Origin of the sequence: Natrialba sp. SSL1, from assembly GCF_001861355.1 — an archaeon.
In the GTDB taxonomy this organism is placed as follows: Archaea; Halobacteriota; Halobacteria; order Halobacteriales; family Natrialbaceae; genus Natrialba.
The window spans coordinates 58,897-74,540 of sequence record NZ_MASN01000036.1 but is presented as its reverse complement, the minus strand read 5'-3'; the positions used below and the strand labels follow the sequence as shown (position 1 = coordinate 74,540).

The window sequence follows — 15,644 nt, the reverse complement described above, 5'->3', positions numbered from 1 at the left end:
ACCCCTACTGATGAAGTATCTCGCACGCACTCTCGACGGAAAGCCACTCCTCGGCGACGACGAGGCCTACGTCCCGCTTCCGGCAGCCGCGCCCGAACTGGAAAGCGTCTCCGACGCACTCCCACGCGCCGCGGCCGGCACGCTGCCCGACCTCGACGACGTCCCCGCCGAGCGAATCGATCCGGAACACATCCAGTTCGGCCCACCGCTCGCCCAGTTCGGCAAGCTCTGGGGAATCGGCCTGAATTACGAGGAACACGCCGGCGATCTGGACGAACAGCGCCCCGAGGAACCGGCGAGTTTCATGAAGCCAGCCAGCGCGCTCACCGGCCCCGGCGGTCCGATTAGACTCCCTCCGGTCGAACAGACCGACGGCGTCACCGCGGAAGCCGAACTCGCAGTCATCATGGGCCGCCAGTGTCGTAACGTCGCCGAAACCGACGCCGACGACGTGATCGCCGGCTATCTGCCGGTCATCGACATGACCGCGGAGGACATCCTCCAGCGCAACCCGCGCTTCCTGACGCGCGCCAAGAGCTTCGACTCGTTCATCGTCGTCGGGCCCGCGATCGCCGTCCCCGAGGAACCGCTCGCACTCGAGGAGCTGACCGTCCAGACGATCGTCAACGGCGAGGTGACGGCCGAGAACGAGATCCGAAACATGCTGTTCCCGCCGCGAGAGATCGTCTCCTTCCACTCGGACGTGATGACGCTCGAGCCGGGCGACCTGTTCAGCACGGGGACGCCCGGCGCGGAGCCACTCGAGCCGGGTGACCACGTCGAGGCGAGCGTGGAGTCGATCGGCTCTGTAGAGGCTCCGGTCGTTCGCTGACTCGTTCGAGCCGTTCGAACCCGGTCGACACCGGCCAACCGGACGAAACCGTCGGTCGCTTTTAGACACACGCCGAGGCGGGAAACCTACAGGTGTCTCCGGATCCAATCACTCACCAACCGGTACGACTCCCATGAGCTCGAAGGGAAGCGACGAGACGGCGTTCGCGATCGACGAGGAGTGGTTTCGCTTCGGCGTCTACATCGCCTTCCTGTACGCGGCGTTTACGCTCGCGATCGTCTACTTGCTCCAGCTCGACCAGACGATCGGCCTCGTCGCCGCCGTCGTCGGGAGCATCGTCTTCGGACTGTCCATTATGGTGTACGTACTCTACATTCGTTGAGAGGGGTCTCACTCGTCGTCGTCCATCATCGTGATCACCGGTCGGTCCGCCGAGAGCAACACCGACTGGGTGACGCTGCCGAACAGCACCTTTCCGGTCGGACTCCGGTCGCGGCCGGACATCACGATGGCGTCCGCGTCGATCTCCGTCGCGGTCTCGAGAATCGTTTCCGCGGGGTCACCGTGCTCCCGCCGGGCTTCGACGGCGATCCCCTGCGCTTCGAGGTTCTCGAGTGCGGCCGCAGCGCTGTCGGGAAAGTCTGTTTCGTCGTAGACGTCCTCAGATTTGACACGACCGCCCTCACCGGTGACCTCGAACTCCTTGAATACGTTGAGCGCAACGACCTCGATATCTTCGGGATTGCCGGGCAACGAGGTGATGATCGAGGTTGCCTGTTTGGTTCGTCGTTCGTCCTGGTCCACTGGTAACAAAACCCGGTACATGTGCTATCACTGTGCGACCATCATCTTAAATGTCCTGTCAGAGTGTCTGTGTGTCAGGTGTGAGAACAAGGCTGGGATCGCTATCGAGACAAACGTTTTGGTGCCCGCACGAGAGGGCACTGACGAGAACGATGACGACGAGTTCGCAGGTCCCGCTTCGATGTTACGACTGTGGCTGTACGTACGACCACGGCGACCGCACGCGATGTTCGTGCGGGGAACCACTCTGGTTCGATCTTGACACGAGTGGATTCGAGTGGCCCACAGAGACAGCCCGAGCAACGGGACGTGATCAAACGACAACCGGAATCTGGCGGTACGACACCGTTCTTCCGGTTTCTGCACCCGACACGACCACGCTGCCGCCCGGTTCGACACCACTCGTCCGCGCAGGTGCGCTCGACTCGTTCGCCGGCTGCGAGCTACACCTCAAGCCAGAGGGGCAGAACCCCACCGGCAGCTTCAAAGACCGCGGCACCGCCGTCGGCGTCGCTCACACCCTCGACACCGGCGCGGACTGGATCGGCACCGTCTCCCACGGGAACATGGCCCTGAGCACCAGCGCCTACGCCGCGGCGGCCGGACTCGAGTGCGCCGTCTTCGTCCCGGCGGATATTCCGCCGGAACGACTCGATTTGCTCGCTCGGCACGATCCGCATATTTTCCGCGTTGAAGGCGACTACGGCAGGCTCTACGAGGAGACGCTCGCGCTCGATACTGACGGCGACGCCGGTATCACGTTCGTCAACTCCGATACGCCGCTGCGGGTGGCCGGTCAGAAGACGATTGCCTACGAGTTACTCGAGCAGTTTCGACTGGAGTCTCCGAACGCGCCGTCCTCGTCGACCGCGTCGATCGCACCGGACGCGATCGTCCTCCCGGTCAGCAGCGGCGGCCAGGCTAGCGGCGTCTGGAAAGCGCTCCGAGAACTGACCCGGAGTGGCGTGCTCGCAGCCGACGACGTTCCGCGGCTCTACTTCGTGCAGGCAGGGCCATGCGATCCGATCGCGACGGCCTTCCGGGAGGGCCGGGAAGAGGTGACGCCAATCGACGCCGACGAGACGATTGCCGTCTCCATCGCGAACAGCGACCCGCCGAGTGGTACTCGCGCGCTCACAGCCGCTCGCGATACCGAGGGGGCGGTCGTTGCCGTCCCCGACGAGGCAACACGCGAGGCGATGGACCGGCTGGCGACGGATGTCGGTCTCGCCGTCGAGCCGTCCAGCGCCGTCGCACTTGCGGGAGTTCGAAAGCTCTCGGACCGTGGCGAGATCGCAGCAGACGAGTCGGTCGTCACGATCTTGACCGGCTCCGGTTACAAGGAGTCAGTCGAGACGGAACCGCAGAGCCGCCACATCGACCTCGCCGACCTCGAACACGAGCTCGCGTCGGTCGTTGGGTCCTGAGGACTGAGGTTCGCTGGTCGCAGGCGTACGAAATCGCAATCAGTCGGCCGGATCGGGTTCGGTCTCGATCTGGGAATCTGCACCGGTCTCGAGTACCCCCTCGCGCTCGAGGTCGGCGGCCACGTCCTCGACCGCGGTCACGACGGCCTCGCCGATCGCTTCGACCGACGCCTCGCTCACCGTCAGCGGCGGCGCGAGCATGAGGTGGTCGCCCGCGACGCCGTCGACGGAGCCCGAACCCGGATAGGTGTAGACGTCCTGTTCCATCGCGCGCTCGTACACCCGTCCGTTCACGTCCAGGTCTGGGTCGAACGGCTGTTTGGTTTCTCGGTCCGCGACGAACTCGAGTCCGATCATCGCGCCGGCGTGGCGAACGTCGCCAACGATCGGGTGATCTCGCAGCGGCTCGAGCGCGTCGACGAGTTGCTCGCCGCGCTCGCGGCCCGTCTCGAGTACGTCGTCTGTGTACTGGGCGACGACGTGGGAGGCGATGGCCGCCGAGAGGGGGTTACCGGCGAAGGTGTGGCCGTGCGCGAAGGAACCGCCGTCGGGGTCGCTCGCGTCGAACTCGGCCGAAATCTCGTCGCTGACGAGCGCCGCACTGATGGGCGTGTAGCCCGCCGAGAGTCCCTTGCCGACCGTTAGGATGTCAGGCACCACGTCGAAGCGTTCCATCGCGAACAGCGGCCCCGTGCGACCGAAGCCGGTCATGATCTCGTCGGCGATGAACAGCACGTCGTACTCGTCGCAGATCCGTCGGATCTCCTCGAAGTAGGCCGAATGGGGGTGTGCCGCGGGGATGCTCGCGCCGGAGACCGGCTCAGCGATGAACGCTGCGATCGTTTCGGCCCCTTCCTGTTTGATCGTCGTCTCGAGTTCACGGGCGGCGGCGACCGCCTGCTCTTCGGGGGTGCCGTCGTACTCCCAGCGGTAGGGGTAGGCGGGCGGAACGTGCGGCCAGCCCTGGAGTTGGGATTCGTAGCCGTCGCGCCGGGAAGTGTTGCCCGACGCCGACAGTGCACCGAGGGTCGCGCCGTGGTAGGACTGCCATCGACCGATGACCTTGTGCTTGCGGTCGTTCCCGCGCTCGCGGTGGTAGGCGCGAGCCAGCTTGAACGCGGACTCGTTGGCCTCGCTGCCGGAGGTGACGAAGAAGGCGCTGTTCAGGTTTCCGGGTGCGCGTTCGGTGAGCTGGTCGGCGAGGCGTTCGGGTTCCTCGTTCGTAAAGTGCGAGAGGCTGAGGTAGGAGACATCCGCGAGCTGGTCGCTGACTGCGTCCTCCAGGCCGGGAGCGGAGTGGCCGAGGTTGACGACGGCAGCGCCCGACGCCGCGTCGATGATTTCGCGGCCGTCGTCGGTTACCAGAAATTCGTCGTGTGCCGTCTCGATGGTGAGGTGATCGGGACCGATCCCGCCGCCCCACTTGTAGAAGATCGAGGGTGTGCTATCCATGCACAGTGAGGCGATGGCGACCGACGTAAACGTTTCCCGACTGGACGGAAATACGGGTACCGATACACGAGTAATTGTTTGGAACGAAAAGTGTCTGTGTGGGCACAACTATTATTATACGGGGTATGAGGGTTCTATTTTTCCATCAGTATTCTATAATATGGTGTAGCTGCGCTGTGAATCGGTACAGCAGGGGAAGGTCGAACGAAACCGGAATGGGCGAATATCTGCGTTATCGAACACCGATCCCGAATTTCGACCGCTGGTCTGCTTTTCTCTCGAGTACTAACGGTCGGGTTCCTGAAAAACCGCGTTACAGCTGTGATTATGATATCTTAACTAGTATACTGTTTAAACGACATAACTATCAAGAAAGAGGTTTGAAATAGCACTTTCGGGGAAACGTGACACGATACGATCATGGTTCGGAGTCGGGACCAAACTCGTGCTCGTGGGACTCGAGTACCAGCCCAGCAGGATCCAGCGTATAGTACCGCTCCCAGGCTGGCGCGAGACTCACCACCCTGGTGTTCGCAATCTCGCCTTCGCGGTGGGTGTGGTGATGCCCGACGAGGCAGAGGTCGGGTGAGAGCGTCTCGAGAAGGGCCGTCACGTGCTCGCAGCCTGGGTCGTAGCCGTAGGAGAGCAGCCCGGTTGGGGCTTCGTGAGTGAGAAGGACGTCGATATCGGAGAGCTCGGCGGCTCGTTCGACGTCTTCGTGGGTAAAGTGTCGCCGCCGGTCGCCCTCGAGTTCGTCCCGCGAGCGGTCGTACTGCGTCGGTGCGAAATTCCCGGAGAGGCCGGCGACGCGGAGGCCGTCGACCGTTGCAGCGGTGCTCGCGAGGAGGTGAACGGTGGCCGTTTCCGGCGGATCCTCGCCCGCGCGGAGCGCGTCGATGACATCGAGGTCTTCGTTGTTGCCGGCGATGAACCAGGTCGGCGCTGGCAGATCGTACAGTTCGAGGTCCCCGGCCTGCAGGACGTGTTCGGGGTCGACCGTGCGATAGCACTCGAGTAGCGCCTCGCGTCGGGCCGGGTCGGAGGCGTGGGCGTCGCCGAGGACGAGCATGTGTCTGGTGGTCCTGACGGGGGCGAGGGTGATACTGTCGTTGGTCAGCGCGGCGAACGGGTTGGTGCAACTGTGTGTGAATGGCACACAAATTTAAATAACCGTTCGAAGTAGTCAGCGAGGAGATGGATTTCGGACTCGAGGGACGGACGGCCGTCGCCACCGGCGGTGCCGGACGAATCGGAAGCGCAGACTGTCGAATTCTCGCAAACGAGGGCGCGAACGTCGTGGTTCTGGACGTGGACGCGGATGGTGCCGACCGCGTAGCTAGCGAGATCAACGAGGAGGGCGACGCAGACAGCGGCGCAGCGATGGCACTCGAGTGCGACTTGACCGACCGCGACGACGTCGCGGCCTCGATAGCGGACGTTCGCGACGCCTTCGGCGGGGTGGATATCCTCGTGAACAACGCGGCGATGGTCGACGCACGCTCGCGAGTCGACGGCTACGACGACGACGTGTGGGAGCGCGACGTGGAAATCAACCTGACGGGGACGTACAACGTGAGCAAGGAGGTCTTCCCGCGGATGTGCGAGCGCGGCTGGGGCCGTGTCGTCACCATGTCCTCGATGGCCGGCTGGTACGGCGGCTTCGGACAACTCTCCTACTCGGCGACGAAGGCTGCCATGATCGGTCTCGGACGAACGATGGCACTCGAGGGGGCCCAGTCCGGCGTCACGTCGAACGTGGTCGCGCCGAACATCGTCGTCGGCGCGTGGGCCGAGATGGGGCCGGAGGAACTCAGCGAGCACGTCGACGAGTACTACGCGCGAATCGCGGAGGCGACGCCGATGCGCCACCTCGGCACGGAAGAGGACGTGGCCAATATGGTCGCCTACCTCTGTTCGGAGCAGGCCTCGTACGTGACGGGGCAGGTGATCGGCGTTACGGGCGGCGTCGATCTCTTTAGCTTCTGAGCGAAGGGTGAGCCACGACGGAGGCGATCGCCCCACGGACACTTTACTGGTCCCGTCGTATCCGCGCTATGGCCATCGAAGCCTCGTTCGCTGCGACGGAGGGGACCTTCCCCCTCGCGGGGGTCTTTGCAAAATTCCCCGCAGCACAGATCGAACTGGATCGAGTCGTCCCGGCGACGCAGGTGTTGATCCCGTACTTCTGGTTGCAGGACGTCGATTCAGAGGAGATCGACCTCGAGGGAATCTCTCATCCTGGAATCGACGACCTTCGGATCATCGACGACGTCGACGGCGAACTGTTCGTGCGAATCGACTGGGATTTCGACTACGAGAGCGTTCTGTCGGCAATACTCGAGACGGACGTGGCACTAGTTTCTGCAATCGGACGGGAGGACAAGTGGACGTTCGAAATTCGCGGCGAGAGTCAGGCCGACGTCTCCGACTTCCAGACGTACTGCCGGGACCACGACATCCCCGTCGAACTGACTGAACTCCACGCCCTCTCTCCGTTGCACTCCGGCCAGGAGTACGACCTCACTGACGCCCAGCGCGAGGCGCTGACGCTCGCCTACGCGCGGGGCTACTTCGATTCGCCGCGACAGGCGAGCCAGCAAGCTATCGCTGCGGAGCTCGATATTACGAGGCAGGCGTTCGCTTCGCGCCTCCAGCGAGGGACGAGACGACTGATTGCGAGCACATTGGTCCGACCGTCCGAGTAGCATATAAAGGCATTACACAAGCAAAAGTCAGGACTACCCGTCTGCTTCCCATAGACTAATTCGTGTGTGGAACTGATCGACCCGCGGGAACGGCTCAGTTGCCAACTCGAACAGTAACGACCGTCGCACCCGCCGGTAGAAGCACCTCCGCTCTCTGGGTGGCTCAAGGGATGTGGCGTGGCGACGGGAGTGGAGAGTCGGGATCCCACTGGCTCGCAGAGGTGGGGAGGTGAAGAATTACGTCGAGTGTGCTGGCTGTGACTTCGTCTACCTGTCTGAGGATACCGTGACTCCTGCACCGAGGAATCAGACCGCCTGTCCGAACTGTGACGGGACGAACTTCCAGTTTACGAGTTCCTGATCTACGACAGTCAATCGCGAAGTATACTCGCAGACGGGGCCTGTGGTTGCCAAAGCCGAAAGTTGGACTCGCGAGACCGCCTTAGTCGTCGCCCTCTAGCCGAACCAGTTCGTCAACATCCGGGATCTCGGCTGCAGCGTCCGTGATCTGTTGCATTCTGTCCGTATGCTTCTCGACTGCGTAGGCCGCGAGCGCGCCGTCCTCGAGTCCGACGCGCTCTGCCTCGTCGTCGGGTTGGAACCGCTCGTCTTCGGTAATCCCCTGGACGAGCGGGAGAAGGTCGTGAACGGTGTCTTCGATGAGCGCAGGATCGACGCCCTCCGCGATCAGTTTCTTGAGTTGGTTCATCCCGAAGCCGACGTGGCGACCCTCGTCGCTGCGAATCTTCGTAAAGCCCTCGACGAGGCCGGGGAGGTGGGGGAGCTCCTCGAACTCGCCGCCGTAGGAGGTCTGCATCCCGTAGTAGCCCGTCTGGGCCAGGATGCCTTCGACCGTGAGGTGGTAGTGACAGTAGGCTTTCGCACGGTTGTCGAGCGTGTCCTCCTCGAGGAGGCGGTACTGTGCCTTCCGGTTACGGTCGAACAGGTCGACGTAGGGCTCGTTGAACCACTTGTCGTTGCGCGGGTTCGAACGCTCCCAGCCGAGTTCGTCCTCGACGGTCCAGATAACCTCGCGCCAGTAGCGGTCGAAGAAGTCGGCGTGTTTGGCCTCCTCGTACAGCTGTGTCGTCAGAAACAGCTGGTCGTCGATGTCGTCGAGCACTGTCGCGAGCGGCGCGAGGTCTTCCGTCACGGCGTCCTCGCCCGCCCCGAACTTCGCGATGCCGTTGAGCGTCCGGTCCCAGTAGGATCGGTCGTACTCGTCCGATGCCTCGATGTGTGCGAGCAGGTTCTCGACATCCTCCTCGAGTTCGATCTCACCCGGATCCCAGTGGCGTTCGACCGCGTTCCGATAGTACCGGTTCGACCGGGAGTCCCGATCCATCAGCTCGGTCGGCGTGTATTCTGTTACCATGTACCACGGTATTCTGTCCGAGTATTAAAATACAGATCCTTCAGAAACTGATAACAACTCCGAAGGAGTGGTTTTCACGGAGGGGAGAACAGCCGTGGGGGAGTACGTCACTAGCGTTACGATCGCTGCGACGCCGAGCCAATTTCGAAGATTTCCTCGTACAGCGTCGCTGCGAGCTGGTCCATGTTGTCCGCGGCCTCGCTGGCGTCCATCGAGTCGCCGACGCCCTGCCACTCCACCGAGAGTCGAGACAGCGGGACGAGGGCAATGCCGCCGATCGTGATCGTTCCATCTGGGGTGTGGACGGTCCACTCCGTCCGCATGCCGTCGGACGACTTCGTGACGTCTTCGATTGCACCGCCGGCCTCGATCCAGCGGTCGACGAGTCCGTCGGTGATACGGCGCAGTTTTCGCTCACCGAGGACGTGCACGGCGATTCCGACACCGGTGAGGAGCACGAACGCGGCGACCGCGAGCGGAACGCCACCGTAGGGGACGTTCACCGACGCCGCGAGGCCAGCGATCACGACGATCAAACCGAGCACGCGTGCGTCGAGTGCGCTGGGGACCGTTCCGCTCCAGACGGCCTCCTGGGGTGACTGTTCGAGTTGCATCTATCGGTGGTGAGGACGACTAGCGGGTAGGTCTTTGCCTGTCTCGCTGTATCCTTTATGCCTCATCGCCTGCTCTCCCCCTCATCAGAAATGTGGCACTCACTTGCTCTCGCTTCGCAGTAACTGCGACACTCACGCGGTCGGCAAACGCTATGTGGGTTCCGTGTGATGTGAGAACACATTCATGAGCTGGACGGTGATGCCGACGTTCGACGACTACGACCGTGCTCGCGAGGAGTTCGAGTGGGACCTCCCAGACGAATTCAACCCGGCCGTCGACTTCCTTCGCAAACACGACGATACGAGCCGCGTCGCGCTCCGATACGAGCGACCCGACGAAAACGACGAGAACAACGGAAACGGCGACGGCGAAACGGTGTCCAACGAGGACACCATCGAGACGTACACCTTCGACGACCTCGACGACCGCTCTGACCGCCTCGCCGCCGCACTCGCCGACCTCGGCGTCGAGGCAGGTGACCGCGTGGGCGTCGTCGTTCCCCAGAAACCCCAGAACCCAATCACCCACCTCGCAAACTGGAAACTCGGTGCGGTGTCGGTGCCCCTCACCGTCCTCTTCGGTCGGGACGCGCTCCAGTACCGCCTCGAGGACAGCGAGGCCACCGCCGTCGTCGTCGATCCGAGTGTCCGCGAAACTATCGAGGAAATTCGTGATGCGTGTCCGGCACTCGAGTCCGTGATCGAACTCGGCACCGCCGACTCGGTCGACGGCGATGCGTACGCCTTCGACGAATTGCTCGCTTCGCACGAGCCGGGAATCGAGGTCTACAATGCGACGCCGGAGACGCCGTCCGCGATTATGTACACGAGCGGGTCGACGGGGCCGCCGAAGGGTGTCCTCCACAGTCACGCGCTGTGGCTCGGCCGCGCCGCGGCGGCGTACAACTATTTCGAGCAGGGGCTCGCGGAGGGCGAGGCGACGCTGTGGACGCCCGCGGACTGGGCCTGGGGCGCTGCACTCGGCGGGACGCTCTTCGCCGCGTGGCACCACGGCTGTACGATCGTCGGCTGGCCGCGGGAGGGGTTCGACCCCGAGGCGGCCTACGACCTGCTGGAACGCCACGAAGTAACCCAGGCGTTCATGCCACCGACCGCGCTCCGGATGCTAATGGGCGTCGACGACCCCGAGGGGCAGTTTGATCTGGCACTCGAGACGTTCGCGTCTGCAGGCGAGCCGCTGACGCCGGAGGTGGTCGACTGGGTGCAGGAGACGTTCGCCGACGTGGGGATCAACGACTTCTACGGACAGACGGAGCTCAATCTGGTCGTCGGCAACTCCTCGTGGTTCGAGACGCGGCCGGGGAGCATGGGCAAGCCGTTCCCGGGATACGAGGTGGCGATTCTCGATCCCGACGCCGAGGAACGGGTAGCGGACGGCGAGGTGGGCGAGTTAGCCGTCAAGCCGGACGATCGGCGGGTGTTCTTCAACGAGTACTGGGGACTGCCGGAGAAGACGGCGGCCAAGCAGACCGACGGGGGATGGTTCCGAACCGGCGACCTCGTCGAACGCGACGACGACGGCTACCTGTGGTTCGTCTCGCGGACCGACGACGTGATCCTCACCAGCGGCTATCGCGTCGGCCCGATGGAAGTCGAGGAGGCGATTCTCCACCACGACGCCGTCGAACAGGTCGGCGTCGTCGGCGTGCCGGACGAAACCCGCGGCGAAGCGATCAAGGCGTTCGTCCAGCCCGCCACTGCGGTGACGGACGCGGCGCAGCTCCGCGAGGAAATTCGCACCCTCGTCCGCGAACGCCTCGCGGAGTACGAGTACCCACAGGAGATTGACTTCGTCGACGAACTCCCGACTACCACGACCGGCAAGATTCGGCGGCGCTCGCTTCGCGACTAGGCTGGGAGCGCAGCTGCCGGAATGGGAGGGTAAGGGGAGAGCTATTCTGGGGCGTATTGAACGGGCACTCGAGTTACCCCAACTGCATCCCGTTCTGACCGGTCCCAGCTGGGCTCTGAACTCTCCCCGTGGCGTAAGTTTATACTGGTGCCGACAGATGGTCGGGTATGGCACTCGAGAAGCCGGACCTCGCCGGACAGACGGCGTTTATCACCGGGACGACTCGCGGCATCGGCAAGGAAATCGCCCTCGCGCTGGCCGAGCAGGGCTGCAACATCGTGTCGACGGGGAAGACGAGCGAGGCGGACGCAGACGAGAGCGAAGACGGAAGCGGCCCGGACCTCGAGGGCTCGATCGAGCAGACGGCCCGCGAGGCACGCGAACACGGCGTCGAGGCGCTCCCGATCCAGCTCGACGTTCGAAGCGAGGACGCCGTCAACGCTGCAGCCGAGCGCGCTATCGAGGAGTTCGGCGAGGTCAACATCGTCATCAACAACGCGAGCGCGATTCAGTTGTTGACGGTGGAGGATCTGCCGCCGAACCGGTTCGATCTCATGACTGACGTCAACATTCGCGGCACCTACCTCGTCTCGCGGGCCTTCGCCGGCCACCTTCGCGAGGTCGAGAACGCCTGGTTGTTGACCAACGCGCCGCCGGTCAAGATCGACCGTGCGCCAGGCGAAGCGCCCTACGCGTGGTCCAAGCTGGGGATGTCGTTCCTGACGCTCTCGATGGCGAGCGAACTCGGCGACGACGACGTCGGTTGTAACACCTTCTGGCCCGTGACGGCGATCGATACGCGCGCGACGCGCTACTTCGGACTCGGGACGGAGGACGACTGGCGGACGCCCGAGATCGTATCGGATACGGTACTCGAGATCCTCTCTCGTGATCCGGCCTCGTTCACCGGGAACGCGGTGTACGACGAGGAACTCCTGCAGGAGGCCGGCGTCGAGGACTTCTCGCGGTACAACCTCACCGAGGGCGATCCAGCGCCCGGGTCGGCGCAGTTGTTCGATCCGGAGTATAGCCGGTCGAACGAGTAACCCGTCGAATTGGGGTGTATCGGTACCGTTTGCGGACGACATTGCCAATGCAGGTGCGTTCATTATTTCTACAGGAGGTGGCAACTCTCCTATGGGTTCAATCGACGAACGGTGTGGCGCGGTTTCAGGAGGGCGGCGATAGATGTGCACGCGACTGGTGTATCTCGGCGAGGAGGGGCGCGTTCTCACGGCTCGATCGATGGACTGGGGCGAAGATATCGAGAGCAACATCTGGACGCTCCCGCGCGACATGGAGCGGACCGGTCAGGTCGGCCCGACCCCGATGGAGTGGACAGCAGAGTACGGCAGCGTCGTCACGACCGCCTACGATATCGCCACCACTGATGGCATGAACGAGGCCGGCCTGGTCGCCAACCTGCTGTGGCTCCCTGAATCGGAGTATCCTGACTGGGACGGCGAGGAAGATGCCATGGCGATCTCGCTGTGGGCACAGTACATGCTCGACAACTTCGAAACCGTCTCGGACGCCGTCGAGCACGCCCAACAGGAGGAGTTCGTCGTCGTCACCGAGCAGGTCCCCGGACAGGACAGACTGGCGGCGCTGCATCTCTCCCTCTCGGACGCGACCGGCGACAGCGCGATCATGGAGTACGTCGACGGCGAACTCACCATTCACCACGGTCGGAAGTATCAGGTGATGACGAACTCGCCGACGTTCGACAAGCAACTCGCGCTGTCCGAGTACTGGAACGAGATCGGCGGCACGGTCATGCTGCCCGGCACGAACCGTCCGGCAGACCGATTCGTGCGGGCGCGGTTCTACGTCGACGCCGTGCCGAGCGTCGAGGACCGTCGTACCGCGACCGCCAGCGCGTTCGGCGTAATTCGAAACGCCTCGGTGCCGTACGGCATCAGCACGCCGGACGAACCCCACATTTCCTCGACGCGCTGGCGAACCGTCGCGGACCACAAGGACGGCATCTATTACTTCGAGTCGGCACTCATGCCCAACGCCTTCTGGGTCGAACTCGACGAACTCGATTTCTCGGCTGGCTCCGGGGCGCGGACCCTCCAACTCGGACCCAACCAGTCGAACGCGTTCGCCGGTGATGTCTCCGGCCAGCTAGAGCCGCGCGAGCCGTTCGCCTTCCTCGGCCCCGAAGCGGCGACCGGGTGAGCGGGCACACCGCCGTCTCCGCGTAGCCCGGCAGCGCACCAGCAACCCAACAGCTCAGTGTATTTATACACCTGCAGCGTACTGTCCGGGCAATGTCTCTGGTCCAACTGGTCAACAGTGCGGATGTCCTGCTGGCCTCACTGCTTGCGCTCATCGCATTTGCGGTCGTAGGCGGGAGTGTCACGCTGAACGCAAGACACCACCGTGTGGCGAATCCGCCGGCATGGGGGCTGACGCTGTTCGCCGTCCTCCTCCTCGCCACAGTCATGACCGGCCTGCGCGGTGCCGTCCTGTTCGGCCTCCTCCTCGTCGGCCTCTATCTTGCCGTGCGGCGGGACACCCGCCGTGCCAATCGCACTTGAAGCGTACACAGGTGTACTCGAGTCCCTTTCTGGCTGGCGGCATTCTGGTCGGTATCGAATGGGAGGATCTGGTTCTGGTTCTGGTTCCGGTTTTGATGCTGGCGCTGGCTCTGGCTCTGATTCGCACGCAAACGAGTACGCCGGCGACATCCGCTGGGGATGGTGCTGTCCGCGTTGTGAGCGGGACGTCTCGGTGACGAGAGATCCGCGCTCGGAGACGTTCGTCTGGGCCTGTCCGGACGAGGAGTGTCCGGCCGTCGGCTTCGGCTTTCAGTCTCGTCGACGCGCACGGATCGCACTCCGGGAGTATCGCGAGCGGTATCAGCAGATCTATCGCTGACGGCAGCGATCAGCACGATTCGGATTCGGACAGCATTAGCCGACGAGCGACGCAGCCGGCTCACTCGGCTCCGCTCCGGCCTCGACATCACCACCGTCCGACTCCTCGATCACGTACCGCTGGCCGAACATCGGATCGAGCAGGCTGTCCACCTCGCCGCGGTCGTCTCGCAACACCGGCGCGTCGTCCGTGTCTGGCTCGTCGAGTTTGTTGTCGATGGCACCGCTGAGGTCGACCCCCATCGCCGCGGCTCGCTCGTCGTTTCGGGACTCGAGTACCGCCTCGTCGAACACGGGTGCGCTGTCGTCGTTGGTCGCGACGACCTGGATGTTCTGAATCGCGTTCGCGTCCGAGGTGCGGAAGCTGTAGGCCTCGGGGAAGACCTCGTCGATCGTTTCGTACTGGGCGTGGTAGAACTCGGCTGCCGGACCACTGGGTGCGGCGATGACGTTCGCGTGGAGGATGCCGTCGTCGGCCAGTCGGTCCGAGGCGAGTTCCATGAACTCCACGGTCGTCAGGTGGAACGGGACCTGATCCTTTTTGTAGGCGTCGAGAACGATCACGTCGTAGGTCTCGTCGGTGTTCTGGAGGAACTGCCGACCGTCGGTCGCGTAAACGTTCAGATCGTCGCGTTCGTCGTGGTCCTCGAGTGTGAAGTACTCCTCTGCGGCGTCGGTAACGGACGGATCGATTTCGACGACATCGACGGTCGCGTCGTACTGCTCCGCGAAGTCCGTCGGGCCGGTGTAGCCGCCGCCACCGACGAACAGAACCCGGTCGACGTCGTCGATGTCGTCGGTCATCAACATCGGCAGGTGGAAGTACTTCGTGTAGGTGAAGACGTGCTCGTCTGGGTCGTCTTTGTTGAGCGCGCTGTGTCGTGCGCCGTCCAAGTACATCGTTCGGACGTTGTCGTCGTCGACGATCTCGAGTTGCTGGTGTGGCGTCTGGGTTTCGTGGACGATTTCGCCGCGGTGATCGACGTCGAAGATCGCGGGGCCGCCAGCCGCGGCGAGGACGAGGATGAGTGCGATGAAAACGCTCGCGACGGTTGGTCTGCGGGGCAGACTCGGCGCGACGAGGACGAGTGCGGTGGCGACGAGCATGAGCCCGAACAGGAGGCCGATCGCGTCGATACCCATGGAGGGAATCAGGATGAACGTCGTCGCACCCGAGCCGACGATGCTGCCGATGGTGCCGAGCGCGTAAACGTGGCCCGACGCTTCGCCAGTCCCGCGCTTTCGAGAGAGTTCGGCCGCGTAGGGACTGATGAAGCCGAGCAGGTAGGTCGGCGGCCCAAAGAGGATGATAACCGCAGGCAGTGAGGCATAGCGCGGCGGCAGTGCGAGCGTCGAGGTGTACGTAAGAAGCAGGTCGCTCGCGAAGATCACCACGGCGACGTAGACCGCGGTCCCGAGCATGAGCCAGCTCATTTCGCGGGTGCTCGCGGTCGCCGCCCGCTTGCCACCTTGCCAGTAGCCGAGGCTCAGTGCAGCGAGGAGGACGGTGAGAATGCCGCCGACGGTGTAGATATGATTCCCGAACTGCGGGGCGATCACCCGCACGGCGAGGATCTCGAGTCCCATGCTCGTGACCCCCGAGACGAAGACGGCGAGTTCGGGTTTCGTCGGGCGATACGCAGCGACCTGCTGGAGGGCCATCGTCCGGAATGTGACGGTCCGGCCGTGAGTACCTGTCGCCTCGGCGCGTCAGCG

At 63.6% G+C, this 15,644-nt stretch carries 16 protein-coding genes; 10 read left to right on the top strand and 6 right to left on the bottom strand.

Translation table 11 applies throughout. The annotated features are described in order from the left end of the window. Window positions 1–10: 10 nt before the first annotated feature. Both BBD46_RS13740 and BBD46_RS13735 read left to right on the top strand, forming a co-directional pair. Window positions 11–832, top strand: coding sequence for a fumarylacetoacetate hydrolase family protein (locus BBD46_RS13740; protein WP_071402267.1), 822 nt, complete (start codon window positions 11–13; stop codon window positions 830–832). 133 nt (window positions 833–965) lie between these two features. Next, on the top strand, window positions 966–1,175 hold the full coding sequence (locus BBD46_RS13735; RefSeq protein ID WP_071402266.1) for a hypothetical protein: 210 nt from the start codon (window positions 966–968) through the stop codon (window positions 1,173–1,175). An 8-nt stretch (window positions 1,176–1,183) separates the two neighbouring features. On the opposite strand, the gene BBD46_RS13730 is transcribed toward BBD46_RS13735, so the two are convergent. After that, window positions 1,184–1,618 carry a universal stress protein gene (locus BBD46_RS13730; protein ID WP_071402265.1) on the bottom strand — a complete coding sequence of 145 codons (435 nt, stop codon included), beginning with the start codon at window positions 1,616–1,618 and terminating at the stop codon, window positions 1,184–1,186. Window positions 1,619–1,749: 131 nt separating this feature from the next. Between BBD46_RS13730 and thrC the strand changes: the two genes are divergently transcribed. Next, a complete protein-coding gene (gene thrC / locus BBD46_RS13725; protein WP_071402264.1) occupies window positions 1,750–3,024 on the top strand; it encodes a threonine synthase in 1,275 nt (424 codons plus the stop codon). Window positions 3,025–3,063: 39 nt separating this feature from the next. Here thrC and BBD46_RS13720 read toward each other — a convergent pair whose 3' ends face one another. Then, window positions 3,064–4,476, bottom strand: a complete 1,413-nt coding sequence (locus tag BBD46_RS13720; protein WP_071402263.1) for an aspartate aminotransferase family protein — start codon at window positions 4,474–4,476, stop codon at window positions 3,064–3,066. A 418-nt stretch (window positions 4,477–4,894) separates the two neighbouring features. Continuing rightward, entirely contained in the window at window positions 4,895–5,545 is a 651-nt protein-coding gene (locus tag BBD46_RS13715; RefSeq protein WP_071402262.1) for a metallophosphoesterase family protein, read from the bottom strand. Window positions 5,546–5,670: 125 nt separating this feature from the next. On the opposite strand from BBD46_RS13715, the gene BBD46_RS13710 reads away from it, so the two are divergent. Together BBD46_RS13710 and BBD46_RS13705 are read left to right on the top strand one after the other, a co-directional pair. Continuing rightward, window positions 5,671–6,462 (top strand): SDR family NAD(P)-dependent oxidoreductase, encoded by a 792-nt coding sequence (locus BBD46_RS13710; protein WP_071402261.1) that lies wholly within the window; start codon window positions 5,671–5,673, stop codon window positions 6,460–6,462. 68 nt (window positions 6,463–6,530) lie between these two features. After that, window positions 6,531–7,181 (top strand): helix-turn-helix domain-containing protein, encoded by a 651-nt coding sequence (locus tag BBD46_RS13705; protein WP_071402260.1) that lies wholly within the window; start codon window positions 6,531–6,533, stop codon window positions 7,179–7,181. Window positions 7,182–7,623: 442 nt separating this feature from the next. Here the strand turns inward: BBD46_RS13705 and BBD46_RS13700 are convergent, their stop codons facing one another. After that, the gene (locus BBD46_RS13700; protein WP_071402259.1) at window positions 7,624–8,556 is read right to left on the bottom strand and encodes a ribonucleoside-diphosphate reductase; all 933 of its coding nucleotides are present in this window, start codon (window positions 8,554–8,556) and stop codon (window positions 7,624–7,626) included. Window positions 8,557–8,672: 116 nt separating this feature from the next. Continuing rightward, window positions 8,673–9,170 (bottom strand): hypothetical protein, encoded by a 498-nt coding sequence (locus BBD46_RS13695; protein ID WP_071402258.1) that lies wholly within the window; start codon window positions 9,168–9,170, stop codon window positions 8,673–8,675. A 184-nt stretch (window positions 9,171–9,354) separates the two neighbouring features. On the opposite strand from BBD46_RS13695, the gene BBD46_RS13690 reads away from it, so the two are divergent. The 5 genes from BBD46_RS13690 to BBD46_RS13670 all read left to right on the top strand — a co-directional run bounded on the left by BBD46_RS13690 (window position 9,355) and on the right by BBD46_RS13670 (window position 13,929). Next, window positions 9,355–11,043 (top strand): acyl-CoA synthetase, encoded by a 1,689-nt coding sequence (locus BBD46_RS13690; RefSeq protein WP_071402257.1) that lies wholly within the window; start codon window positions 9,355–9,357, stop codon window positions 11,041–11,043. Window positions 11,044–11,210: 167 nt separating this feature from the next. Beyond that, window positions 11,211–12,089: an SDR family oxidoreductase gene (locus BBD46_RS13685; RefSeq protein WP_071402256.1), complete on the top strand. Its 879-nt coding sequence runs from the start codon at window positions 11,211–11,213 to the stop codon at window positions 12,087–12,089. Window positions 12,090–12,231: 142 nt separating this feature from the next. Then, window positions 12,232–13,227: a linear amide C-N hydrolase gene (locus BBD46_RS13680; RefSeq protein ID WP_071402255.1), complete on the top strand. Its 996-nt coding sequence runs from the start codon at window positions 12,232–12,234 to the stop codon at window positions 13,225–13,227. A gap of 92 nt (window positions 13,228–13,319) precedes the next feature. After that, complete coding sequence (locus BBD46_RS13675) at window positions 13,320–13,589, top strand: hypothetical protein (RefSeq protein WP_071402254.1); 270 nt, start codon at window positions 13,320–13,322, stop codon at window positions 13,587–13,589. 148 nt (window positions 13,590–13,737) lie between these two features. Continuing rightward, the gene (locus BBD46_RS13670; protein ID WP_139173608.1) at window positions 13,738–13,929 is read left to right on the top strand and encodes a hypothetical protein; all 192 of its coding nucleotides are present in this window, start codon (window positions 13,738–13,740) and stop codon (window positions 13,927–13,929) included. 35 nt (window positions 13,930–13,964) lie between these two features. Here BBD46_RS13670 and BBD46_RS13665 read toward each other — a convergent pair whose 3' ends face one another. After that, entirely contained in the window at window positions 13,965–15,590 is a 1,626-nt protein-coding gene (locus BBD46_RS13665) for a spermidine synthase (protein WP_071402252.1), read from the bottom strand. Between the last annotated feature and the right edge of the window lie 54 nt (window positions 15,591–15,644).